Origin of the sequence: Clostridium sp. OM05-6BH (assembly GCF_003481635.1) — a bacterium.
Lineage (GTDB): Bacteria > Bacillota > Clostridia > Lachnospirales > Lachnospiraceae > Butyribacter.
Genome location: NZ_QULH01000001.1, coordinates 440691 through 465992 on the forward strand (window position 1 = coordinate 440691; position 25302 = coordinate 465992).

Below are 25302 nucleotides of genomic sequence, written 5' to 3' on the forward strand. Positions count from 1 at the left end.
AAAAATACATAACATTTACAAAAGCTTAGTTATGATAATAGAACGGTGGAATTGGTGCGGATTGCCGGATATATGCATGACCGGGTAAACCATGCTGTTACCGGTGCAGCGCTGCATATCCGTCCACAAAAGAAGCAGATACAATTTAGCATATAACCGGACGAATCTATCTGCTCTATGATGGATTATTTTGAAATTTTTCTCCAAAGAATGCTGATGTGCAAACGTTCTGCTGAAGTCCTGCATATGCGATTCAAAATGACCGCTAATGGCAACAAGATCTGCTGATCTTTAATGCAATAACTCAAACTTTATATACCTTGCTAAACCGGGATATCTCATAATACATTCCAGATAAAATAACAGAACGCCTCTATAAATCAGAGACGTTCTGAAAGGAAAAAGTTAAAATGAAAATGCCGCAGACCGGAATCGAACCGGTACGGGTATCACTACCCACAGGATTTTAAGTCCTGGGCGTCTGCCAGTTCCGCCACTGCGGCATCGCAGTAAAATAACTGCTTATGGGACCTACAGGGCTCGAACCTGTGACCCTCTGCTTGTAAGGCAGATGCTCTCCCAGCTGAGCTAAGATCCCAATAACGACCCAGAAGGGACTCGAACCCTCGACCTCCGCCGTGACAGGGCGGCGCTCTAACCAACTGAGCCACTAGGCCATTATGATAAGCTGAAGTATCCTCTTATGTAATTCTCTTCAGCTCATCCAGTGGACCCTCAGGGACTCGAACCCTGGACCGATCGGTTATGAGCCGATTGCTCTAACCAACTGAGCTAAAGGTCCAAAAACATAAGATCATACTATGTCAGATACAACGTCTCAACAGAGACGCCGAACAATATATATATTATCATATAATTTCTCTGATTGCAACTCTTTTTATTCTATATTCGCATTATTATATCCGCATTGTGCAAAAAACTCTCTCTTGATCTAATCTTTCAGAGAATCATTCTCATACATACTAATCATATCTTTCGAGGAATCGTAATATGTATTCCGAACAATCTTCTTTCCAAGGACAGCCGAAATGTTCCTCCATAGTTTGCTACAACATGCTGTACATTTTTGATGCCATATCCATGCCGGCCATCTTCCCTCTTCGTTGTGCGTAGTTCATTATCCACTATTGTCACAGGTCCTTGATAGGTGTTTTGAATATCCAACGACAATGTCCCATCAATCAGACGCATCGTAAAATATATCGTATGTTCTTCCTCACATTCTTCACTCGCTCTAATCGCATTATCCAATAAATTTGCTAATATCACAACAACATCCTGATCTTCCAGCCAAATCCCCTTCAAATCATTAAAACGACATACGATCAAAACTTTCCTTTTGGCAGCTTCGTTATATTTTTGATTTAACACAGTATTCACAATCACATGATTTGTATTCATCCACTCCACATTATAAGACAATTTCTGGTCTATATTGTGTAAATAATGTTCCAATTCTTGATACTTCTGTTTCTCACATAAAGAAGTCAGACAAGTCAAATGATGGTGAAATTCATGAATGCTCGCTTTCTGTATTTCATTATTTTGACATATATTTTTATACAACTTCATCTGCGCTTCCGTGTCATTTTTAAATTCCAAATGCAGCATCTTCTCTGCTTTCTCTTGAACAATCATATCCAAAAAGTATACTACTACAAAATTAATCGCTATCAAGCATACAGCAAGCATTCCATATACTGTGACCTGATGGACCGATTGAATATTAGGCAAATCTGCTACAAGCAATGCAATCATCAAAAAGGTCACCACTGGAAACGCCATAAAGCGAAGCCATATCCTGTTTGCTACTGCATTTACCTTGCGCCGTATAAATATCTTATTGACGATATAGATCAAACAAAACAAGATACTTTTTGACAATAAAGCAAGTAACATCTGCGTCGACGATAATGAAATAATCCTATTTTCCAAAAACATACTTGCCAAAACAATAAAACAAAAATCAACAACCAAAATAATACTTTGATATATTGCTGCAAGCACAATACTCTTTCTCCAATTCTGTCGAAAAGAAAACTGCAGCATTATACTCAAAACAAGCACTATCATCAATAATTTAATCACAAAATGCTTAGCAAATATTGTTGATGTCACATCCAGAAAAACCGCCGATACAACAACGGTTGCTATTGTACGCCTTACTGTGATTTTGTCTCCTGCTTCACAAAAAGTCTGTGCGTAAAAAAAATAAATACTGACTTCAATAATAATTAATAAAAGTCCTTGAATAAATCCTAACATATCAACTCTCCTCTACCTGATAAGTTTCCTATGTATTTCGCTTTCGCCTTGGAATTGCCTGATCACGAAACAGTTTGCAAACTTCTGTTTTTCTCTGTTTTGATATCGTTAAAACTGTTCCGTCTAAAAGTTCAACTTCTTTAGAATTATAGGCATATACATACTTCATATTTACCAAGTAACTTTGATGAATACGAACAAACCCATTCCAATGATTCTCCTGTTCCCAAATATTGAGTGTACATCTTGCCAAAGTAAATACATAATTGCTTTCTGCTTGAATATGAAATTTCAAATCATGTAGTATACTTTCTATATAAATAATATCTTCCGTTTGGAGGAACATATCTAACTCTGTAAAATGATATTTCTTGACCTGTTTTATTTCTGGATTTATATCAAGACATGCATCTAACGCTTCCTGCACCGCCTGCGTCATCGTATCCTTATTCTTGATAATATAACGAAATGCCGCCACCTTAAACGCATCTAGCGTGTACTCTACGTGAGAAGACACAAAAATGACCTTTGACTGTTCATTCAATTTACGAAACCATGCAGCAGCCTCCAATCCATTCATCTCTTTCATTTCAATATCCAAAAATACAATATCATATTTCCTGCATCGTACTCCCTTTTCCACAAACTCTTCACCAGATTCAAACAAATCTGCAGTAAATTCAACTTTTTTTGAATCTATGTATCCTTTGACCACGTTAAAAAGTTCTTCTAACATGATCGGTTCATCATCACAAAATGCAATACTTAACACTTTCTTCCTCCAAATTACATATGTATATTCTGCTTCGCAGCCGCTTGTTTTTCTTTGAGGCTCATAACGTCATTCGACTATCCGCCTTTTTATCAAACTCGCAAATACGCTCTTTCAGAGCTTTTTCGCTTGTTTCACAAGCTTATTTGCTCGTTAATGAGCCCAGAAAAACAAATGTCTGCTTCGCAGCCGCTTGTTTTTCTTTGAGGCTCATTATATCATAAACATACTATGTATTTTGGTATATGCCAAAAATATAAGGTTATATGTAAAAAATAAATTTTCTTTGCTAGATTGCATATATATTTATTATCTGTCAAATAACTTACCACTGTCCTTTTCTCTCTTAGGTTCATCCGTACAACTACGTTTCTTTCACTTCCTGTCCCAGTCCGATTGCCAACACCATAAGTGCTGCACAGGTGATCATAGCCATAGCCAAATACAATACCATGCCTCTATTTCAGATATATTCTTCATATTGAATATACAGATAATGCTTCTTGATCGCATAAACATTGTCTGCGTATTCTCTGCCATCTTCTCCCACAGATGCAGACAAGATTCCTTAAGTTCCCTTTTGATTGGCTCTACTTATATGACTATTTAGAAGCCCAAAAGGTTCATTTCATCTTGCAATAAAAGAATTTCACTTTCTATTGTGATAACTTATGAATTTAGTGTAAACAACTGTTGTTTAAGATTCAATGTGGTTTTTGTTTAAGATTTGTTTAAAATTTACCCCGGCAAAGCATACTCTGCCGGGGTTCAATACTGTTGCAGCTTTTTGTAATCCAACTTTCCATTCATCGTACGTGGCAGCTCCTCTATCTGAATATACTTCACACTGCCACGCAGGATCGGATAGCGTTGCAGCACACGTCGTTCCCATGCTGCATCCGGTTCTTTCGTTCCAAATATCCCGATCATTTCCCGCTCTCCGTCCGCAGTCATGACCGCTGCAACCTTCTGTCCAAACATTTTTCCAATCTCTGTCTGCAGTTCATCCAGCCCCACACGCTGACCGCATATCTTCGCATAACGGTTCATACGTCCGGTGATATACAGATAGCCATCCCCATCTATATACCCTGCATCCCCGGTATAGCGAAGCACCGTATATTTATACGATTCCTGCTCTGTAATAAACAATTGGTTCAGACTGTGTGCATATCCCAGAAAAACATTCTTTCCCTCATAAACAATTTCTCCACATCCGTTCTCATCTGCGAGTGAGATTGTCAGTTTTCCTCCGGGTATGACCGTACCGACACTATCGATCTTATCCGGATGTTCATTAAGAAAAAAGCTGCTGATCCTGGCTGTTGCCTCAGTCTGCCCATACATAACCGCCAGATCCACATTTCTACGTTCAGCCTCCTGCAGCAGATATTCCTTCATACTGCGGCTCATCGCTCCCCCTGCCGTTGTCATCAGCCTTAATGCCTCAAACGTCCTGTCAAACACATGCAGCTTACGGTACCATTCGTATGCATATGGCACACCGCTGATAGCGGTTACTCTGTTTTCTTCCAGATAGTCCCAGCATTCCTTATGAAAAATATCGGTTTCCGGGATAAGCAGACGGCCTCCTGCATAGATCGTGGAATTGACCACAGAAAGACCATAAGAGTATGAGACTGGCATAAGCACAGCTGACCGCTCTGTACAATCCATACGCAGAGACTCGGCGATCGACTTGGCATTGGCCGCCAGATTTGCTTTCGTAAGCATCACCAGTCTTCGCCCGCCGGTACTCCCCGATGTTGGTATCAGTAACGCCAGATCCTCAAGCCAATGATAAGTAAGTTCAAAGCCGGCATTGCCCCGGCTTGCGATCACATACCCGTTCCACTCACAGGCAGTTTCATAGCATTGATACCTCTTTCTGTTTTCGGAACACTCGTTCTGTCCACCGGAATATTGTGGCAGATTCCGGTTCTTCGGATACACAAACCACTGTGGCCGGTACTCATCCATATATTCCTGCACCTGCTCATCCCGCATTGACGCATTCAGCAGGATCAGCGGGACATTATTTTTCAGGAAAAAGCCATATAACGCAATGGATTCTGCCGAATTATCTGCCAGCAAAAGTGCATGCTGTCCTTTGTGTACGGATATCGGTATTGTCTGGATCAACGATATGATATTCTCTGTTGTGACCATCCTGCCCATCCGTCATCCCTCCCGCACCTGTCTGGCTATCATTTCACAAAAACTGCCTGTATTGCTGAAATTTTCACTCAACAGATCCACATCATCAAACGTAATACCAAAACACTCCTCCACATCAGCAATGATCTGCATCACCATCAGCGAATCCGCCCCCAGATCTTCAAAAATGTCGGTTTCTTCCGTGATCACTATAGGATCTCCGGTCTCCGGATCCGGTTCTACATATCGACGCAGGATTTCTGATAATTTTTTCAATATCATCGCATTGTCTGTCATTGTGCCGTTACTACTGCCGTCTGTCATTCTATCCATCACTTTCTCTCCCTCTAATTATTTACTCAAACTTCCCATACCGAAAGTTATTCTTCGAACCACATATTGCTTATTATGTCAGCAATAAATATGATATTTTGCAGCCCACAAGCTAACTTGTTCTGCCGTCAGAGAGCTAAGATAATTGCCGCAGACCGCAGAGTTTATTAGTGATTTCTTATTTTGTTAAGTCTCTGATGAATACATGCCTGAAGGAGTGTCTGAGATGTCCCGGCCTAGCAAGGTATCTTCCATTTTTGGACGGGACGCTTTCGCTACGATGCGCTGCGTCACGTTACTTAATGTCTCTGAAATACGAGACATAAGTAACGACGAGCGCAAAGTCCCTTTCAAAAATGATGATTACCTTGCTTGCGGGACACCGAGTTCTCCGTAAGGCATGTAAATTAAACATCAGAGACAACAAAATCTAGAAATCACTAAAAACAAAAATGCGGCAAGGCAATTACTATAGTTCTCTGACGGCAGAAATCACTATGTAGTGGCTGCAAAATACATAGTATACTTTGACATAATAAGCAATATGTGGTTGTTAGAATTTGAGTTATGGGAAGTTTGAGTTATTAATCTGCAGCACTTTCTACATCCCCTGTCTGCTCCGGTATCATGCAACCAAAAAACTTCAGCTTGCCGGTCAGTTCATCCGGGAGAAGCTGCTCATAGTATCGAAATAAAAACGCTGCCTCCCCTACCAGGCTGTCCCGGATAAATTCACAGAATAATCCCTCGATCTCTTCCGGTTCACCATCTGTTGCCATAAAAATCTCAAACGTATCCACTGTCGTCTGCCGCACCTGATACTGATAGATCCGTCCCTCCATGCAGCACTCTACCGCCTGGATGACCCTGCGGAACAGGTTGGCAGATATCCTTTGTCCGTCCTGCAGACGGATCATGTCATCTTTTCTTGCACCGGTCAGTTCTAATACTGCTCCATGGCAGCCACACGTACAGGATACATCTTTCCACCCGGCAATATCCCCTGTATCATACCGGATAAACGGCATCACCTTATTATGCCGTGCTGTCACGATCACATGACCGGTTCCCGCCGCCCGTTCCTGTTCCGTAAAGGGCTCGATCTCCACATATACGTTATGATCCATCACGTGCAGATTTCCTTCCGGGCATTCATATGCGATCGATCCAATCTCATTACAGCCGTACTGGCTGGCCGTTACTGCATCAAACGCACTTTCAATAAATCTGCGCTGTCGATCCGTTACCATTTCACCACTCAGCTCGATATACGTCAGCGATCCCGGAACTTCTGCTCCCGTCTCATATATGTATCTGGCTAAGATCATGGCAATGCTTGGCTGTAACAACAGCCACTTCGGTTGAAAAGCATAGATCCTGCCAAAGATCTCATCCAGCTTTTCCCGTTGCAGCAGTTCTTTGGAAATGCCCAGATAATTCTTCTGTTCGTCATACTTTGTTTGTCCATAATGATCTCTCAGGGTAAAGAAAAAACAAAATTTTGCATCGGTATTGATCCCATAATATTTCCGTCGGTACAGCCAGAGTGAAAAAAGCTGTCCTGCGCTTTCCGCATTGGTAGAAAACGCCTCTAAGCTGATCCCGGTCGACCCGGAAGTATATGCACTTTTCACCTCCGGCGTGCCAAGTTTGGTGTAATATTCCCTGGAAATAATAGATACTCCCGCATGCGCCGCCTCCTCTTTGGTAAGGATCGGCAGGCTCTTTCCATCCTGCAGGTTGGCACCTGCATATTTTTCCGCATAGAATGACGTGTATTCTACTGCGTACTGTACTAACTCTTCTCTCGTCACATTCATCCTCTTTTCTGTACGGTAAATCCGTTACTGCGTATTGCTTTATAACAGCAGATCATTGTGCATCCCCATCATCTGCAAAGCATTTCGAATACCCTCTTCCACTTCTTCACGGCTGTAGCAATGCATCTCAAGGAATTCATCCTCTTTGTCATTAATATATTGATATACCTGCAGTGCCACCTCCAATAGTTCCATTTTCTGTCCTCTGCAGTCTACGTCCCCCTCCGATGCATGCTCTAACTCGGCGATCAATTCATTTTCTGCCTCATTGATCTTTCCTGCATCAATCATTGCCAGCCACATCTCGTATTTATCCTTCTGTGCTGCGTTTTCCAAAAATTTTGGCTGCTTAAACCGACGTTCTCCAAATAGAACCCCTCCAAGACAGCGTAATGTATTGTATACTGCATGCTTGGTTTTCTTCGTCTGATACTCCGCCATGTCATCCTCTCTGATTCTTATAAAATCCGTTTTATAAAATTCTCTGTCACAATAATATCCATCTGCCGAATCTTTCTTATTCTTTCCCGCAACCGTTCTATGATCTTAATATCATCTGTCACTGTATACTTAATATACATGTTCTGTGCGATCAGACATTCTTTTTCCAATTCTTCCAAATCTTTCAACAGTACATCATCCTCTGCAGCATAACCATTCTCCATCATATACTGATACCGCCTGCGCATCAAATATTTATGATCGCAGAGCTGAACCAGACTGCGCCAGTCTTTTGACGGATACGTATCATCCTGCCTGATCACCGCCTGAAAGCAGTGATCAAGCAGATCATAGCACTGCGCACCAAAGAAAACCTCATTGAGATAGTCACTGCCATCATGAAAAGATTCCGGGCATACTGTACGGTTTAAGTAACAGATTCCATTTCCTGGTGCAATATAGTCCATAAGCTGTTCTTTCACGTACCCTGGCACAAAAGAATACTGTGCGGAAGTGACTCGATACAGATAAACTCCATACTTCCACATATCATCCGGCACTAAACGAAATGCTCTGTCAAGTTGATCATATGAGATCTTCTTGGTGCCATATTTTCCACGTTCGAAATTATCCGCAATATAAACAATCCGCTCTCCACCATCATAGCCATAGATAAATGTTGGATGATGAAACCCATAATGCCCCCTCATGTCCTCCCTAAAAAACTGATCCAAAAATGAAGAAATATAATACCTACTATCAATAGCATGGATCACAAATTCATGGAATGAACGAAATATTCCAAGAATCAATGACTTTGGTATCATATTTTTTTCAACAAACGGACACAGATCAAACATATTAGGGAAAAGATAATGGATCGCATATGGATAAAAGGTCATGCTGGCATCTTTTGCATCCCACTGATACCCGATATAATGAGAGCCTCTCATCTGTATAAAATGATTGTATATCCACTTTCGGCCATCCTCTGATCCGCTTAGAATTCCAAACAAGAAATTCTGTTCCGGCCATGCCCGGATACCGACATCAGCTAATGGCAATATCCGGGCAGATTTTATTCTCTTTTGAAACAATGGTTATCTAATCCTTTATTGTTCATTTCAAATAAGTTGTAGCTTTCCAATCACTCGTAACAAATTGTCCACTTTCTGTATTAAAGACTCGATGATCTCCCTGTTGTCCCGTCATGGTAAATGTATTCAAAATCTTATCCTTATCGTCATAATCATGCACCTGAAATAATAACTTTCCTGATTTTATCGCCATACTCGGTATGCCATGTTGTAGAACATATTTTGCTTTATCAGGTGCAACTGTATAGTCAAAACAGGTTAAGTCATAAATTGCCTTTACATAAAATTTTTGACCGGAATGAATCCCAATTGAACAGATCACATATCTTGGATATCCGGACCCCAATTCATCATATCCTGCATAAACAATTTCTTTTTTACCATCACCATCAATATCATATCTTACAGTTTTTTGCTGATACGGCTTTCCATCATCATTCACCAGGCCACGAAAAACCGATTTGCTCTCATTTTCTTTAAGATAATGTAAAATCTTACTGTCCTGCCTGTACTCAAAATAATACATTCCAACACGTACTGCTGAGCCTAGTATAATTGCTGCAATGAACACCGCTATAAGCCGTATAGCTACTTTTCTTTTTTTGCTCATCCATTTCTTCTCCCTTCTATTTGATTGTAATAGATATTACATTGCGTGTAAATGACTATGCGATATAACTACTTTCTTCACGTTCTTATTCTTCAAAAAGGCTTTCTTTAAAGTTGTCTTTGCATGTTTCACCTTGGTCAATCTGCTGAGGTCTAACACTTTCACAGACGTGTTTTGAAGTATTTTATAATTAGGAGAAGCCGGTTCATAAACATAATCCGTATCTTCAAATAGTCTTGCCTGTTTATCCAAAACTTCTGCAAAATCATAATTTTTAAGCCAAGTTTTTAATCCATTTTTATTATTTGGTAGCGTGAGACGTTTTAACGCTAATCCTTTCAACTTTAATGAATACAACTTACTGCATTTTGCTAAATTTATTGTTTTTAATTTCTTGCAGCCAATCACTTTCAACGCTTTCAGCTTCTTACAGTTTGATAACTTAAGTGATTTACATCCCTTCTTATCAAGACTGGTGAGTGTAAGATATTGCACTGACTTTGGAAGCTTTACTTTGAAAATCCCATAGCTGGCACATTCTAATGTATTAAGACGGCTGCATTTAGAGGCATCTATTGCTGCGCATTTAGCACTAACAGATAAGTCCTTCAATGCTGCCATTTTGCCGAGGCGGACCTGCTTGATCGGATATTTCCCAGATTGCGTAATACTGGCCAAACGGAGTGTCTTATTGACCGATGACAGATCAAGCTTATTTATTCTGCAACCGGTAACAGACAACTCTGCGATGTTCTTGCTTTTCTGCAGATCAAGCACTGTGACAGGCGAAGCTTTCTCTTTTCCATTTTGAATTACATTAAGCCCAAGTGACAGATATTTGAGTTTATCCATCTTTCCATACTGCAGCTTCTTGACATATGTTTCCTTTAAGCCCAATGTCTGCAGATTTGGTGTGTTTATTGTGTATTCATCCGGAAGGTTACAAGTCTTGATCAACAGCTTCTTCATCTTCTTTGAGACAATCTGCATCTTTTTCACTTGAACGCCTTCCAACGACAAACTTTCACACTGCATAGAATCATCTATAACAATAGATGTATTCTTCGCCAGCATTTGTTTATCAGAATCCTTATATCTGGCATCTACAGGATCTGCATAAGCATAATTAACTCGAATTGTTTTTACCTGTTTGGTATACTGGAAAAGATCACTTGCAATCTTATAGCTTGACTGAGGTTTTCCACTTTGACCAACTGATATACTTTTTAGTTCTGCAAAATACTCTACACCTTTAAAAGAGGTAATGCCTTTGGCGGTGCGAATTACATTTCCCTGAACTCCTGTATTTTCTGTTGTCTCAATAACGATCAGTTCTGTCAGTTTTTTCTGTTCTGATGTGTCAAGTATTTGATCTTTGTTGCTGTCGTACTGTGTGGCAATTTGACGTATCTGTGCATCCGGGAAGTTTTGTTCGTTAATACCTATGCCGTTACTTGCCGAAACAGTTCCATTCCCCATAACAACTGCGGTTCCTCCAACAATTAACATTGCAAGCACATTTTTTACTAGTTTTCTCATATCGAAATCCCCCTTTTGATAGCATTTAGACTTTATTATCTCCACTGGTCTTTCATACACATCATCTCTTCAACATTAGATCATAAAGTACAAAATGAATGTATGTAAGATGTCCACTTCTTATACTTTTAGTACATCAAAAAAAGGATGATTCGTCAATATGTTCCAAACAATCTTAATAATTCTTAAGAATTAAACATTCTCTCCTCCCCTCATAAAATTTTACCAATCACATTGGCACAGCCTTAGCCGTAAGCACACCATTTTCCATATGAAACAATCCATCTACCTCCTGCTCCACAAAGGTATGATCATGACTGACCACCACAACCGTACAGCCTCTTTGAACTTCTTCCAAAACCACCTTTTTGAACGCATCCTTCGCATCCGTATCCAAACCATTCGTTGGTTCATCAAGCAGCAAAAGATCCGGGCTTGATAAAATTGCCTGCGCTAACACTGCCTTCTGTTTTAAGCCCAGCGACAACTTTGCAAATCTCATGTTCTTTCGGTCTGTTAATCCCATTCTCTGAAGCGTCTCTTCTATCTTCCTTTTGTCACATCCACCGCTTAATTTTGCATAATATTTCATATTCTGATACACGGTCATATCATCATATAATCCTATATTTTCGATGCTTAAACCTATATTTACCACCTGCGTCAGTTTCTTCACTTTTTTGCCGCCGTAGTGCACTTCTCCGTCATCCGGATGGATCAGTCCCGCCAGCAGACGCAGCAGCATTGTCTTACCACTTCCGTTTTCTCCGATAATTCCATAAAGTTTTCCTTCCTCCAGCGTCAGATCTACTCCTTTTAATACCTCTTTACCACCCAGTTTTTTATTGACATGAATCAACTCAATTCGTTCCATTTGTGTTCCTCCCTTTCTGTCTGTCCGGCAATCTGCTCCGTCAATATCCTTCACTTTCAATTTTAATAAGATCGATATGTTCCAGCCACTTGGCACAGGCTAAAATAAGAGCTGTAATCTCTCCCACAAACACAGTCAGCATTTTCAAAAAACCTATTTTCCCTGCCGTTGTATAAACAAACATAGCGCATGCCGGATTTAATGCAAGCATCCACATGGCATCCTTATATTTCCGGTAAGGTTCATACATTCCGATCATGATCAATGCAGCTAACACGACCGTCCCAACGATACAGGAAGCACTCCGTCCAATCCGAATATCTGAAACCACCGTAAACACAGCCGCAAAATATACCATCATAAATAATGCCAGCCATGCCTTCGGCAGCACTGCGGAATGCGGAATAACCAGTCGTTTATGCACATAGTAAGAACTAAGTTCGTAAACAATGGTCAAATAAATCCCCATATAGACTGCGCATATAACAGCCAACCCTGCCATCCTGCGGACAAGCCATTTCGTCCGCCTGTGCATCCGCACCAATGCGTAGACTCCCTGATTCAGGATCTCTCTACTGAGATAATCATGCATGACAAAAATAAACACAATCAATACAAACAGATTCTGCATACCCAGCGTCAATGAATGTGTTTTCACCACTTTAATAGAATCAAAGATGCTGCTGACAAACATATCATCTGTCGTATTTCCCGGATAACAGGTTCCAAACAGAAATGTAAGATTATTGAAAAAAGCCAAAAAAACAGAAGCAATCATCAAAAAAATTATTTTCTTTTTCAAAAGTACATCTCCAATCCCCGGATTCGTCTCACCGCAATCAATATCCCTGACAATAATACAAGACCTATATTTATGAGCAAAAATATTTGTGTATACCCTGTATTCCAACGGTCGCCAACACATAGGACATAGCTCAGATCGAATCCCTTAATATACTGTGAATAACGCATCGTAAAATAAAAGCATCCATATAATAATACAAACACCAAGGCAAAGCTTCTGGTCAGCCACAGGCTGCAGGCATATGCGAACAATCCAAGCACTCCTGCAAACACTGCGATCACTATGCAAAATACAAACAGATAGAGTACCGTATGTGTCACATAATAGCCCATCAGAGGCATCGGATGATTGTCTGCCAGATCCATGTAATATAATTCCGTGTATCTTTCCCCAAATGGTGTCGGATAGGCTTCACCATAGGTCAGCTCACATGCCAGCAGATTCAAAGCATAACACACAAACACCATAACTGCATTCCCTGTAAAGTACGCCATTGCTTTAGCAGACAGATAACGGAACGGGCTCGTCCGCTGCATGACCAAAGCTGCATTGCGGCTTCTTTTCGTCTCCTCATACCACGCTGACACACAGGGAAGTGCCATGAGAAGCGGAAAGACCTTGATAAATATCGGCTGATATTTATTGAAACTCTGATATGCTCCCATAAAATAGCCGCTTGCGGCATACGGTTCCTTGACAAATCCCCGGATTATCCAACTGGCGGTGTGTAGATAATCTGCCGCAGCATACAAAAACAACACCATAAACGCAAGCCAAAAACTCCGCTTATGAAATAATCGGTAAAGTTCACTGACATATACCCGCCATATACTGCTGTATTTCTTTTTATTCATTACCTGTACGCTCCTTTCGTTTCCAGTTGGCCGCAAGTTCTGCATAGTTATCTCCCACGTAATATCTCAAGATTGCATCTTTGGTGCGATACCATTCTTGTAAGATTCCTGTTCCGCATGTAAAAAGATCATAATCAGATAACTCTTCTATCGTATATACTTTTCCTTTTTCAATGATCTTAAGGGTCTGGCTGTCAGAAAGCCGCAATGGAGATATATCCCAAGATGCACTATTGCCTGTTGAATAATTTATTGGCAGCTTAGCTCCATGCGTCTCAAACTTTTCTGATATATCTGAATTTACTATTTTATCGTAAACCAACAAATAACATTCATTCTGACGAATCATAGGGGTAATATTACTTGTCTGATATATATTGTCTTTTTTTGGAATATAATTACAGGAATACGTAACCGAAATCGTCTCTCCCTCTTTGACAGAGCCATCACTCTTAATGCTCTTAAGCAACTTCATATGTCCTGTTGCTGATCCTGAAGTTTTTATAAAATCATCGGACACATAGAATACTCCTACATTTACATACTCATCATACATATGCTTTAATCCCTTTTTCGTACGGTATTCTTTTATACCATCCTGCCACGATGCAGTAACGTCATCCTTCTGTCCAACCAGATCATTGAGATCAAATTGCACTTTCATGTTATCCCATGCCGACATTCGCGTTCCGGATTTAAATATCGAATGTGATATAGTATCTCGGCAGAGGATCCCGGCACCAAGACAAATCATACATACTACACTTATAAAAATGATTTTCACTTTCATATATTTCTTTCCCTTTCATACACAGAATTAACACAACGAGCTACTTTACCAAAGGCCGTTGCGCCAAAACCTTCTGCTATAATCAAACGATGACTAATCAACCTTCGAATTTGCACGATCAATATTCCATGATCCACTAACATAGCAATCATACTTCGGATTATGTCCCTCTAAAAAGATGTTAATCTGTTGATTCTTGCTGCAGTATCTCTGTTTCAGTAAAAAGCAGGTTTTTTTACCTCTTTTCAGTAACGCTTTTCCTCCCTCATAAGAACCTGCGCCGGACATCTTTCGATCAATTACTGTCGTTTGATTATAACTCATTCTCGCATATAATTGTTCATAATTATTGTTTGAATTATGGTGTATATCCATCATATCTCGCAAATAGATTGCCGCAAAATGATTGCTAGTGCTCTTTTTGGGTGAAGCCATTTTAGTCCAACTATTACTGTCTACACGCGTATTCTGATTAAATTCCGCCGAAGTAGCCATTACTGGTGTTGTGTAAATCATTGTACTAAGTAACAATGCCATTACGGTCACGCTAGAATACTTTTTAAATTGTTTCAATTTCTTTTTCATATCTGTACCTCTTTCCTGCAGATTTGCTGCATATTTTAATGTACATAGCATACACAGACCTAATATGCTATAATTATCAAGTGAAATTTTAATCTGTGGTACAGAAGGTCTGTTCTCAAGTACTGCAGATTTCTTGGCGTAATAGCAATACGCCCATGTAGATTTCTAAATCTACTCCCCTGTGTGATGCCGTAACTCTTCTGGCAACATTGGCTCATAACATCTGCCTCGACAAGGCATGTTTGCAAAAATATTTCACATTGCCACTATAGCATCCGCATTATCCGGTTTCAATAACTTGGCGTTGAATTGCGTTTTTTTGGCGTTGAATAGTTTTTTTTTAATATTGACTTTTCTATTACAGTGGCTATATTTTAAGAATATAATGAACTTACAACCATGTTCGTATGCTCCACATTATACCCACAGGAAGGATGTTAAAAATGATTCACAGATTATCAGAACTATTGACACAGTATTTTATGAAATATGGACAAGCTACAGACAAAGCAGAAGTATATATATACGGCATTGAATGTTTTATCAGTGAATTTATTGGCAATTTATTATTATTAATAGTAGCGATACTTTGGCACCAGATCTCAGCTATGATCATATGGACGCTCAGCTTTCTCTTGATACGAACACAACTTGGAGGATTCCATTGTAAGACACACTTTAGCTGCCTGTGCCTAAGCACCAGCATTGGCATATTTTCCTTATTGATCAACAAATTTTGGCTGTATCATCCCTCTTTCTGTATCCCCACATATATTGCCTGCCTGTTCATTATCTACCACTTTGCTCCTATCAGGCATCCAAACCATCCTTTATCTGCTAATCAGATCCAACATGCCAGAGCAAAGTGCCTACGTAATTTTTTTGTTCTATCCGTACTCAGTGTAATATTATACCTTTGCCATTTACCTTATTATAGCTCCATCTGCTCTGGCATTATCGGTTCCTGTATTTTAGCACTCATGAGCCTCAAAAAACAGTTTCTTACTAAAACTGATATGTTAATATTATGATTCCCATAATTCACAGTCACAGTCCCAAATTCATCGCCGTCAATTGACTTATGTAAATACATATGCTAATATGTAGTTATTACATATATAAGATATAGTTAAGGAGTACTAATTTATGATAGAAACTATTTGGGAAATAATGGTAAATCTATTAGAGAGTACAATATTTATCCTATTCTTCACACGAATATTTTCCGTACGTCCGATATACACATCTTATCGACACCTTGGAATTTTCGGTGCTATTATTATAGAAACGGCTATTACGTGTTTTTGTAATATAAATAATATGAACTATGGTTTTGTTCAACTATTGTTGTTATTATTTGATTTGCTATTACTCCTCGCCTTATTTGATGGCTCACTTGCTAAAAAGGTGTATGTATCCATACTCCCTACGTTGATCAGTTTGATTGCAGATAAGCTTTCCTTTTCATTATGTGATCAACTATTTGCATCGACACTACGCTCATTTGATCTAGGGGGTGATCACCGTTATTGTTCTACTTTCGCGTATTTACTAATATGTGCTTTATTTTGTATATTGTTTGCAAAATTAATGAAAGCAGACTTAATGATGTCCTCTTTTTTATACGCTGCAACATATATAACCAGTATACTTGGCGTGATCTGTTGCAATATATTATTAGATATCCTGATCACTTATGAAAAAAATATCCCACAAAATATATTTTTTCGTCTTCAGGGAATCAGCTTTAGTGTCATGATAATAATCCTGTTTATGATTCTATTGATCTTCCAGATCAGTGCTACTAATAAACGAAATGCAGATCTAGTACAAAAGCAACATCAAGAACAAACTGTATTAGCTGAATTGCAGCATGCCAAAGAAACTGCAGATGGAATACGGGCATGGAAGCATGACTACAAAAATCATCTGTTGACTCTAAAGGGGCTCGCCGCCAATCATAAAGATTCACAGATCACACAATACATACAATCCTTGCAGGACAATCTCCCGGATTATCTAAATGATGTAAATACAGGAGTGGCAAGTATTGATGCTATTGTGTCCGGCAAGATACGTTATGCCAGATCACAACATATTGAATTAAAGCATTCCCTATTGGTCAACGATAAAATACCCTTATCTGATCTGCAATTAACAACGATTTTAGGCAATCTATTAGATAATGCTATTGAAGCATGTATACGACTGCAACATCAGGATCCCGCAGCACAACCATCTATTGTGCTATCCATGAAACCTTTCCGTGCCGCTCTGCAGATCATTGTGCAGAACACATCAACAGGTGAATATTTAACCGATAAAGATCATGCACTGCGAACCAGCAAAGCAGATACAAGTCAGCATGGTTTTGGACTACTCAATGTGCAAAAAACTGTAGAAGCTGCAAATGGGATTATAGACATCACAAAAAATTCCACTTCTTTTTGTGTGACTATTTTAATCCCGGAGAAATAGGAGAACGTATATGAAACCAGAATTAAACATAGCAATGATCGAGGATTCTCCCGCTCACTGCCAACAATTACAAACCACCTTAAACCAATGGGCCAAAGAGCAATTTGTTACATTACATACATCCGTTTTTACAGATTGCGCTTCGTGCACTCTTGATAAGATGCTTTCTTTTGATGTTATTTTTTTAGATATCGAACTGCCGGATGGCTCCGGATTAACACTTGCTCAATCTCTTCGCAATGCTAATTATCTTGGTACGATCATTATATTATCTGCCCACGAGGATTATGCACTGCAGGGATATCGCGTACGTGCCTTGTATTATATTGTCAAACCTGTCACATTACTAGAGATAACATTCGCATTATCACCGGTGATCACACAGCTTATGGATGACTGTTATACCATTTCCATATCCAAACACGAAACAAAACAGATAAAATACTCTGACATTATAGCCTTTCGCTGTATCAAATCTTCCCATTATATTGCCATTGATACAATAACAGATTTGTATCGGCAGCGAGCAACTATCAACACGCTGTGTGATGCTCTTCCTGATTATTTTCTTCAAACCAACCGTTCTACTATTATGAATATCAATCACATACAGAGTATCTCCCAAAAAGATATCACTGGAAGTAATGATCTGATCTATCCTTTATCTATAGAATATGCGGATGATGTAAAAAAACGTTGGATCCGATCTTCGAATCCCTATATTAACTGATCAGTCTCCCGGACGAAACTTTCCATTAACTGTACAATGGGTTTTGTCTGTATATTGTTTCTGCGTAGATCCCTTGAATACCGGAAGATACCGTTTTGGTTTCGCTGTATTGTAAAACAACGGATCGTAGCATTTTCCATTCACGACTGTCCACACATGCGTTCCCGAAAAACGATCACTTGTGTCCTGCGCAATAACAACACGCTTATAGCCAAGTTCCGAAGCCAAAAAAGCAAATCCAACGGACAATGTACGGCAGTCTCCGGTTTGAAAACGGTATAACGCATCTGCAGATTTCGATGTCCAGCCTTTCTTACCATCACATTTTCGTTCGGAGTAATCATAATTTTTCACAACCCACATAAAACATTTGTCCAACTTTTTGGACTGGGACATCGCTTTTTTGCGATGCTGCTTCTGAACACATTCACGAATGATCACACGCGCATGTTCCCTGGCAACCGCTTCCTTACGCTGCTGTTTTGTCAGTTTCTTACCAGATGGCGCATAACAGGTATGCTTATTCCGATAATAAGCAACACTGCCATCCAGATTCATAAAATACTGTGTTCCCTTTTTGCTATAGTCCCTGCTATACATATAGCCATGATCAATATAGTAGTATTTTCCACTAATACGGTAGATCCCGCGTTTCACTGCCAGTAAGCCCCTGGCATCAAAGGAAAATCCTCGCGCCATACCATTTTGCACGAGTTGACCATTCTTTTTAGTAAAGATAATTTTGAATCGCTTAGATCGGCATAAACCAATATCATTTACTTTACCAATACGATAATATTTATTGCCAATACGGACATGCCACCCTGCCACCGTCTGTCCATGACGATCGGTCAAATACCGTTTGCCATCCTCTTCATTTTGCTCAATGCGGTAACGCTCACCATCTTCCGACACAGTCTGTGCCGAAACCTTCGCTGTATTTCTACCACTTAACAGCATCATAATTGCTGCTGCCCCAAACGTGATCTTTATTATTTTTTTCTTGGCTGACATATCTTCCTCCATAGCGTCATTTTTATTGTTGCGTATCCATTTCTTTTACCGTGACAATATCATCCAACTGATAACAAAATCCCGGTGCAGATGCTTTCGCATTTTCTTGATATTCTTTGGTCAGATCTATCTTGTCGGAAGGATTCAACGGATTTACCCCCGTATATTTGCCATAGAACACCTTGATCTGTCCTTTGGCGAATCCATCAATCGCGCGTTTCACAGCCTTCCTGGTCCCGGGCGCTGCAATTACTTCATTCAACTCCAGCATTTGTACCCAATTGTCTGCAAGTCCGCCCCACGCATCATTCTTTTCTTTTTGTACATCCAGTTCACTTTCAATCTTTTTGCCATCCAATACCGCTTGAATCACTGCGGATTCATAAGGCTCCCAATTGACTTTGCAACCGATCAGAGATGTTGTAGGTGCCACGCTGGTCATGCCTTGATTGTAACCGACATGATACACTTCATACTTGTCGGTCTGGCTCATCTCCTCACAGGCAACTGCCGGCCCTGTGGTATCTGAGTGCTGCGATATGATCACACAGCCATCTTCTATCAACGACTTTGCAATCTCCTTTTCATACGAATAACTACTCCATGTATTTGCATAGCAGACCGTCATAACTGTCTCGGGAACGACGGAACGTGCCCCCAGCAAAAAAGCCGTATATCCCGATATTACTTCCGCATAAGCATAAGCTCCAACATAACCAATCTTAGCATCTTGCGGTGTAATCTTACCTTCTGAGATCATTTCCTGCAATTTCATGCCAGCCACAATTCCAGCAATATATCTTCCCTGATATACTGCTCCCATGTAGGTATGGTAATTAGAAACAATGGGATTCTGATTCGCATTGTCCCCTGTTGCCTGACAAAATTGTATTTCCGGATATTTCTTAGCTACTTCTTTCGTTGTCTTACCATATCCATAACTGGTCGCAAAGATAACATCACATTTTTCTTTTGCCAATTCAACAAGCGGTTCCTCTACTGCATTTTCAGGTACATTAAATTTCTCTACAACCTGCACCTTATCACCAAACTGATTTTCAATGCTTTTTTGTGCCCGAATAAAATTGTACACATAAGGATTACTTTCATCCCCAATATAGACAAAACCAACTTTTATCGATTCCTTTACCTGACTTTTTTGTACAACACAATGCCATACACCCGCTAAGCCAATAACCAAAATACAAGTGATCAATGCTGCCATTTTTTGTTTCTTCATGCTTCTCCCCCCTTGTATCTCTTCAACGGATCGATAATGCCCTCTTCTATCAGCGAGATCATAATTTTAACGATATTGGGATCAAATTGTGTTCCACTTCCCTTGTGAAGTTCTGATAACACATAATCCATATCCATCTTTTGCCGATACACACGATTCGAGGTCATTGCATCAAACGCATCGGCAATCCCAATAATTCTCGCATTTAATGGAATTTCCTCTCCCTTCAGCCCCTTGGCATATCCTTTGCCATCATAACGTTCATGGTGATATCTGGCGCCATCCGCCACATCCTGCACAATTGTGAAATCTTTTAGTATATCACCGCCGATCAACACATGACTCTTCATGATCTCATACTCCTCGTCCGTCAATCGTGACGGCTTATTAAGTACGGCATCCGGTATACCGATCTTTCCAATATCATGCAGCAATGCGATCTTACGCAAAGCTTCACATCGTTCTTTGCTCCAGCCCATCCGCTTTGCAATTAGCACGGAATATTCTGCAACGCGCTCCGAATGCTGGCTTGTATTCTCATCTCTGGCATCGACAGTTTTTGCAATGGCAAGAATCGTCTCATTACCCATCTGCGCCTGTTTTTTGGCTAATTCAATCTCGCGATTCTGTCGCTCGATCACGCGGTTGCTTTGCAGTCTCGTGATCAGCCATGTAAGGTACATAATGATCATAACCACAATAATAATATAATATGCCTTAAACCACCACGTCTCCCAAAAGCGTTCCGGCTTTTCGATGGAATACGAACTGCTTTCGATCTCTTTCGTCCCGGTATAATCCAATATGGAGATTACAAACGTATAGGTTCCAGACGGCAGGTTCGTATAAACGATCGTTCCAAGTTCACTTTGTCGGACAATATTCTTTTTGTGCTCAAATCCTTTCAAATAATAACTAATGTATGGATCTTCTTTGGTGTAATTCATAAGAATCGGTGTGATCTCAATCTTATCCGCCGACTCTCCGATCGATGTCGTTTCGCTTTTACTGATATAATATTTGGTTCCATCTACCGTAATGTCATTGAGCCACATACGATAAATGGTTTTATTTTTATTATACTGTTCAATATTTACCACATACACTCCACTATTACAGGACAAATAATAGTTACCTTTATCATCGATATAATTCCAAGCGTTAGCAGTAAGTGAACCATCCAGTCCTCTTTTGCCATCGAGCAATTCATACGTGTATTTTTCATTTTGGATCAAACTGTCCTGAGTAACTATGTAAATACCTGCACTGCCTAGTATCCATACTTTACCATCGCTGTTTACCATTGCATCGTAGTTGTTCGAGTACGGAAAACCGGACAGGCTTCTGCATTCCAGCTTATCATTCATATAGCATAATCCGTTGCTGGTAATGATCAAATATCCTTTATCAAGCGCAACAATGCGCAAAATAACATCGGAAGTAAGTCCCGCTTTCATTGAAACCGTACGCTGTACCTTATTATTACGGATCACAGCAATACCACTTCCGTCACTTCCTGCTAAAATAGTTCCATCTGAACACTGCAGCATACACAATATCTGAGGATTGCCTAAGCCGTCCTCCTCGCCGATCGTTGCCACTACTTTCCCATTTCGAATAAAATCTATTCCTGTATTTTCAGATGCTGCCATCGTCCCATCTTTCAGCTCCATCACTGTTCGAAAGCGATTGCTGATGGTTCCTTTATTCGGTCCGTATTCTGTGATCTGCAGGGATGGTGTCACTTCGAGTAACCCCTCCTCTCCGGAGATAGCGATCCAAAGATGACCGGCAGAATCTACTGTCATGCAGCGGATCCTTCGCCCTCGAAGCTTGCGTGTCAATTTATTGTCACTCACACACTGTTGCTTTTCATCAATGATCTGCAGTCCATCGTCCGTTCCAATGTATATGCAGTCCTGCCATTTTGTCACTGTATTAACAACACGTTTCTCCAATGAGTACTGTCGAAAAAGATCCGTGAAGCAGGTTTTAGACAACTTGAGAAGCCCCAGGCGAGAAGATGTAAACCAAAGATTTCCCTGATAATCCATCGTCATATTGTCAATAGAACTGTTGAACGTATTCGTATCAAACGTATGAAACTTCTCTCCTTGCAAATAGCCAATACCGCTTCCACTGCATACCCAATAGTTCCCCTGATCGTCCGAAGCAATACTGCTTATCTGTTGAAGATTTCCCGTTGTATAGCGTTTTATTGTTCGATATTTTCCATTAGTTTTGCGGAGACGATACATTTCATTTGTCGTTGTTCCGACCAGCAGATCCCCATTGTCCATATACTTACAGCAAGTATAAAATGTTTCTGCATTGCCGGTTTTTAACGTGAACGTCTCCTTGATCATCTGATTGTTGATAATGAATAATTGTCCTGAATTATTGACAACGGCAACATCGCCAGCCTTGCCTGTTGCTATAGAACGTGCATACATGATTTCTTGTAAGGTTTTGCGCACCTTCAGTCCATTACTGATCGTTACGATACTTAATGCATTCGAAGTACCTATGTAATAATTTCCCTGCTCATCTTCGGCAATACAGCGGATTGAGTTGGATGCAAGATCATTCTGCACCGTCAATATATTACTGATTTTATCTCGGACATAGATCGATACACCATTGTCATTGGTTCCGATCCATAAACGACCTTCCTCATCCTCAAACAAGCAATTTACATTTTTGACATCCTTCATATCGGACATCGTATCAAACGTAGACCCATCAAAACGATACAGCCCTGAATAAGTTCCGATCCACAAATATCCATCTTTGGTTTCTACAATATCGTTTGCCTCACCACCGATCAGGCCATTCTCGCCATTATATACTGTCTGTGAATACGTTGATGTATATTTATCACCGGCTGTTGCTGCAACGCACTTCTGTCCACTGCCAATTAACGCCGCTGTAACGACAATACCGATCATTAAGGCACCTGAAGATTTCCGCTCTGCATTGCACTCGAAACGATCGCCCTTGATGATACCCAATATACCAAATATGATGCATACCGTAACCACTTTATCCGGAAAGTCCACGAGAAGCTCGGATAACCCGGAGGCGATCACGACCGGAATACGATAATACCGGAACATATCAAATAAAGCATCCCCCCACAGGTTGCCGTTATACCCTTGAAAAAATATCAAGTTAAATGGTGTAGAGACAACGATTGCAACGACCGAAACAAGTGCACTTGTCGTAAAGACACCAAACCAGTCACGTATCATATGTCTGCGCATACAGATTCCCATAACGATTGCAATCGCAACGCTGGTAACTGCATACGCATAACTGGTGACATTTCTCATTCCGTACAGAATGTTATTCGTTGCACCACATAAAGCACCAAAAAAAGGGCCAAGTAAACACGCTGACATCCCCGTGCCGATGGAATCCATCCACAACGGCAAATGCCAGTCTGCTGCCAATACCTTTCCCATGTAATTTATCCCGATGCAAACAAGCATAATTATGCACGTATTGCTGACCGATCGTATTTTCTTTGTCATATTCCCTCCCATTTCGTCCCATGCAAACATTACAGCATTTGTAACACTGTATTCCCGAATACCAAACTTCCGGCATTTCGTTTATGAGACCACGCGTATCACTATAATCTTGCCTATTATATCACGTAGCCTAAAACAAGTAAATGCTATCGCGGTTAATTTTTGTAAGATTATGTCTCCAAAATGCTTAGAAACAACTGCCGCATTTTCAAATCTCATGTTCTTGTTGAAATATTCTGCGATAGGCGCTTGGTGTCACACCATGTCTTTCCCTAAAATACTGAGTAAAGCGACTTTGTGAACCAAATGCACAATGTTCACTGATCTCGCCGATAGACTTATCGGTATACTTCAAAAAATACTCGCTTGCTTCAATTTTTTCATTTATAATATATTGCTTCAGCGAAATCCCCTCCTGCTTGCGAAAACGATCGGATAAATAATTCGGTGTGACGTCAAACTCTTTTGCAATGTCTGTCACTTGAAGTTTATCCATAATATGCAGATAAATATAATTTCTGACCTGAGAAGTTAATACATCTTCACAGTTTTTTCGCTGCAGATCGCGTACCTCACGCGCAAAGATAAATTCTGCCTCTCTGGTCGCCTTCTCAACTTCCAGTGGCTCCTGCAGATTATCCTCTACATTGCGTAAAAAGCTATCACACATAGACAAGGCTTTTTCCGGGGTGACTCCTCCCTGAATGGCGCTTCGAGACGCACTGCTGATCACCCATACTGCTATATTTTTGTAGTGTCTTAGTACATCCTTGGAAACATTTCCGATCTCTCCTCCATAAGATTCATTAATACTTTCTTCCAACGCCTGCAGATCTCCTCTGCGAATGCTCTCCTGCTCACGGCGCTCCTGTCGGATCGGATTGTGCGCTTTACGCCTCTCCTGATAATGCAGCATATCATTTGTCAGATGCTTTGCAATACTGGCATCCGGCTCCTCCAATACATTCCAGAATACATTTCCCGGCATTTCCTGTCCGGTAATGGATTTCCAACAAAGCTCTATGATTGCGCGAAATTCATCCTTTCCACAATAAGAAATGCCTATGGAATCATTGCCTACCGCATAATACACGCGTATCCTGCCTAACACAATATATTCCCCTACAGGCGATTGGATGACTGCGTATGCCACGCCCTTTCCATCCATTTTAATATATGGTTTTTCTTTTCCTTTTCCCTGAAACTCCCTTGGTGCAACCGGCTGACACACACCTTCCTCAAAGCTGTGTATCAGATTCCCTTCCCGGTCAAAGACATTGATGGGTCCATGCAATAATTTGTGTAGTCGCTCTAATAAGTAAATATCCATATTGTTTTCCCCGC

The 25302-nt window shown here is 40.3% G+C and carries 20 protein-coding genes and 4 tRNA genes; 2 read left to right on the forward strand and 22 right to left on the reverse strand.

From position 1 onward, the window contains the following. Positions 1–417 precede the first annotated feature (417 nt). The 18 genes from DXB73_RS02015 to DXB73_RS02100 form a co-directional block, all read right to left on the reverse strand. Positions 418–503, reverse strand: a tRNA-Leu gene (locus tag DXB73_RS02015). Between the two features lie 22 nt (positions 504–525). After that, positions 526–598, reverse strand: a tRNA-Val gene (locus DXB73_RS02020). A gap of 5 nt (positions 599–603) precedes the next feature. Then, positions 604–677: transfer RNA gene (locus DXB73_RS02025), tRNA-Asp, on the reverse strand. 51 nt (positions 678–728) lie between these two features. Next, positions 729–802 (reverse strand) — tRNA-Ile (locus DXB73_RS02030). Positions 803–987: 185 nt separating this feature from the next. Next, positions 988–2286: a GHKL domain-containing protein gene (locus tag DXB73_RS02035; RefSeq protein WP_118689974.1), complete on the reverse strand. Its 1299-nt coding sequence runs from the start codon at positions 2284–2286 to the stop codon at positions 988–990. Between the two features lie 28 nt (positions 2287–2314). Beyond that, positions 2315–3058, reverse strand: a complete 744-nt coding sequence (locus DXB73_RS02040; protein ID WP_118507987.1) for a LytTR family DNA-binding domain-containing protein — start codon at positions 3056–3058, stop codon at positions 2315–2317. A 768-nt stretch (positions 3059–3826) separates the two neighbouring features. Then, positions 3827–5236: an AMP-binding protein gene (locus DXB73_RS02045; RefSeq protein WP_118689975.1), complete on the reverse strand. Its 1410-nt coding sequence runs from the start codon at positions 5234–5236 to the stop codon at positions 3827–3829. A gap of 3 nt (positions 5237–5239) precedes the next feature. Further along, positions 5240–5548, reverse strand: coding sequence for an acyl carrier protein (locus DXB73_RS02050; protein ID WP_118508264.1), 309 nt, complete (start codon positions 5546–5548; stop codon positions 5240–5242). 584 nt (positions 5549–6132) lie between these two features. Then, positions 6133–7362, reverse strand: coding sequence for a hypothetical protein (locus DXB73_RS02055; protein WP_118689976.1), 1230 nt, complete (start codon positions 7360–7362; stop codon positions 6133–6135). A gap of 45 nt (positions 7363–7407) precedes the next feature. Continuing rightward, positions 7408–7809, reverse strand: coding sequence for a DUF6483 family protein (locus tag DXB73_RS02060; protein WP_118508123.1), 402 nt, complete (start codon positions 7807–7809; stop codon positions 7408–7410). A 17-nt stretch (positions 7810–7826) separates the two neighbouring features. Next, positions 7827–8906, reverse strand: a complete 1080-nt coding sequence (locus DXB73_RS02065) for a hypothetical protein (RefSeq protein ID WP_118689977.1) — start codon at positions 8904–8906, stop codon at positions 7827–7829. 22 nt (positions 8907–8928) lie between these two features. After that, on the reverse strand, positions 8929–9516 hold the full coding sequence (locus DXB73_RS02070; RefSeq protein ID WP_118689978.1) for a hypothetical protein: 588 nt from the start codon (positions 9514–9516) through the stop codon (positions 8929–8931). Between the two features lie 36 nt (positions 9517–9552). Continuing rightward, positions 9553–11055 carry a hypothetical protein gene (locus DXB73_RS02075; protein ID WP_118689979.1) on the reverse strand — a complete coding sequence of 501 codons (1503 nt, stop codon included), beginning with the start codon at positions 11053–11055 and terminating at the stop codon, positions 9553–9555. Positions 11056–11284: 229 nt separating this feature from the next. Further along, on the reverse strand, positions 11285–11929 hold the full coding sequence (locus DXB73_RS02080) for an ABC transporter ATP-binding protein (protein ID WP_118689980.1): 645 nt from the start codon (positions 11927–11929) through the stop codon (positions 11285–11287). Between the two features lie 40 nt (positions 11930–11969). Beyond that, positions 11970–12731: a hypothetical protein gene (locus tag DXB73_RS02085; RefSeq protein ID WP_118689981.1), complete on the reverse strand. Its 762-nt coding sequence runs from the start codon at positions 12729–12731 to the stop codon at positions 11970–11972. Next, a complete protein-coding gene (locus DXB73_RS02090; RefSeq protein WP_118689982.1) occupies positions 12728–13588 on the reverse strand; it encodes a hypothetical protein in 861 nt (286 codons plus the stop codon). The genes DXB73_RS02085 and DXB73_RS02090 overlap by 4 nt, the downstream gene beginning before the upstream one ends. Next, positions 13581–14378: a hypothetical protein gene (locus tag DXB73_RS02095; protein WP_118689983.1), complete on the reverse strand. Its 798-nt coding sequence runs from the start codon at positions 14376–14378 to the stop codon at positions 13581–13583. Before DXB73_RS02095 ends, DXB73_RS02090 begins: the two co-directional genes overlap by 8 nt. A 93-nt stretch (positions 14379–14471) precedes the next feature. After that, the gene (locus tag DXB73_RS02100) at positions 14472–14963 is read right to left on the reverse strand and encodes a hypothetical protein (protein ID WP_118689984.1); all 492 of its coding nucleotides are present in this window, start codon (positions 14961–14963) and stop codon (positions 14472–14474) included. Between the two features lie 1146 nt (positions 14964–16109). Here DXB73_RS02100 and DXB73_RS02110 point away from each other — a divergent pair. Both DXB73_RS02110 and DXB73_RS02115 read left to right on the forward strand, forming a co-directional pair. Beyond that, complete coding sequence (locus DXB73_RS02110; protein WP_118689986.1) at positions 16110–17441, forward strand: sensor histidine kinase; 1332 nt, start codon at positions 16110–16112, stop codon at positions 17439–17441. A 10-nt stretch (positions 17442–17451) separates the two neighbouring features. Continuing rightward, a complete protein-coding gene (locus tag DXB73_RS02115) occupies positions 17452–18171 on the forward strand; it encodes a LytTR family DNA-binding domain-containing protein (protein WP_118507762.1) in 720 nt (239 codons plus the stop codon). On the opposite strand, the gene DXB73_RS02120 is transcribed toward DXB73_RS02115, so the two are convergent. The 4 genes from DXB73_RS02120 to DXB73_RS02135 all read right to left on the reverse strand — a co-directional run bounded on the left by DXB73_RS02120 (position 18172) and on the right by DXB73_RS02135 (position 25288). Continuing rightward, positions 18172–19185, reverse strand: coding sequence for a transglutaminase domain-containing protein (locus tag DXB73_RS02120; protein WP_182448320.1), 1014 nt, complete (start codon positions 19183–19185; stop codon positions 18172–18174). Between the two features lie 22 nt (positions 19186–19207). Beyond that, entirely contained in the window at positions 19208–20425 is a 1218-nt protein-coding gene (locus tag DXB73_RS02125; RefSeq protein WP_118689988.1) for a BMP family ABC transporter substrate-binding protein, read from the reverse strand. Beyond that, positions 20422–23889 (reverse strand): HD domain-containing phosphohydrolase, encoded by a 3468-nt coding sequence (locus DXB73_RS02130; RefSeq protein ID WP_182448319.1) that lies wholly within the window; start codon positions 23887–23889, stop codon positions 20422–20424. Before DXB73_RS02130 ends, DXB73_RS02125 begins: the two co-directional genes overlap by 4 nt. Positions 23890–24166: 277 nt before the next feature. Then, positions 24167–25288: a helix-turn-helix transcriptional regulator gene (locus DXB73_RS02135; RefSeq protein ID WP_118689990.1), complete on the reverse strand. Its 1122-nt coding sequence runs from the start codon at positions 25286–25288 to the stop codon at positions 24167–24169. Positions 25289–25302 lie beyond the last annotated feature (14 nt).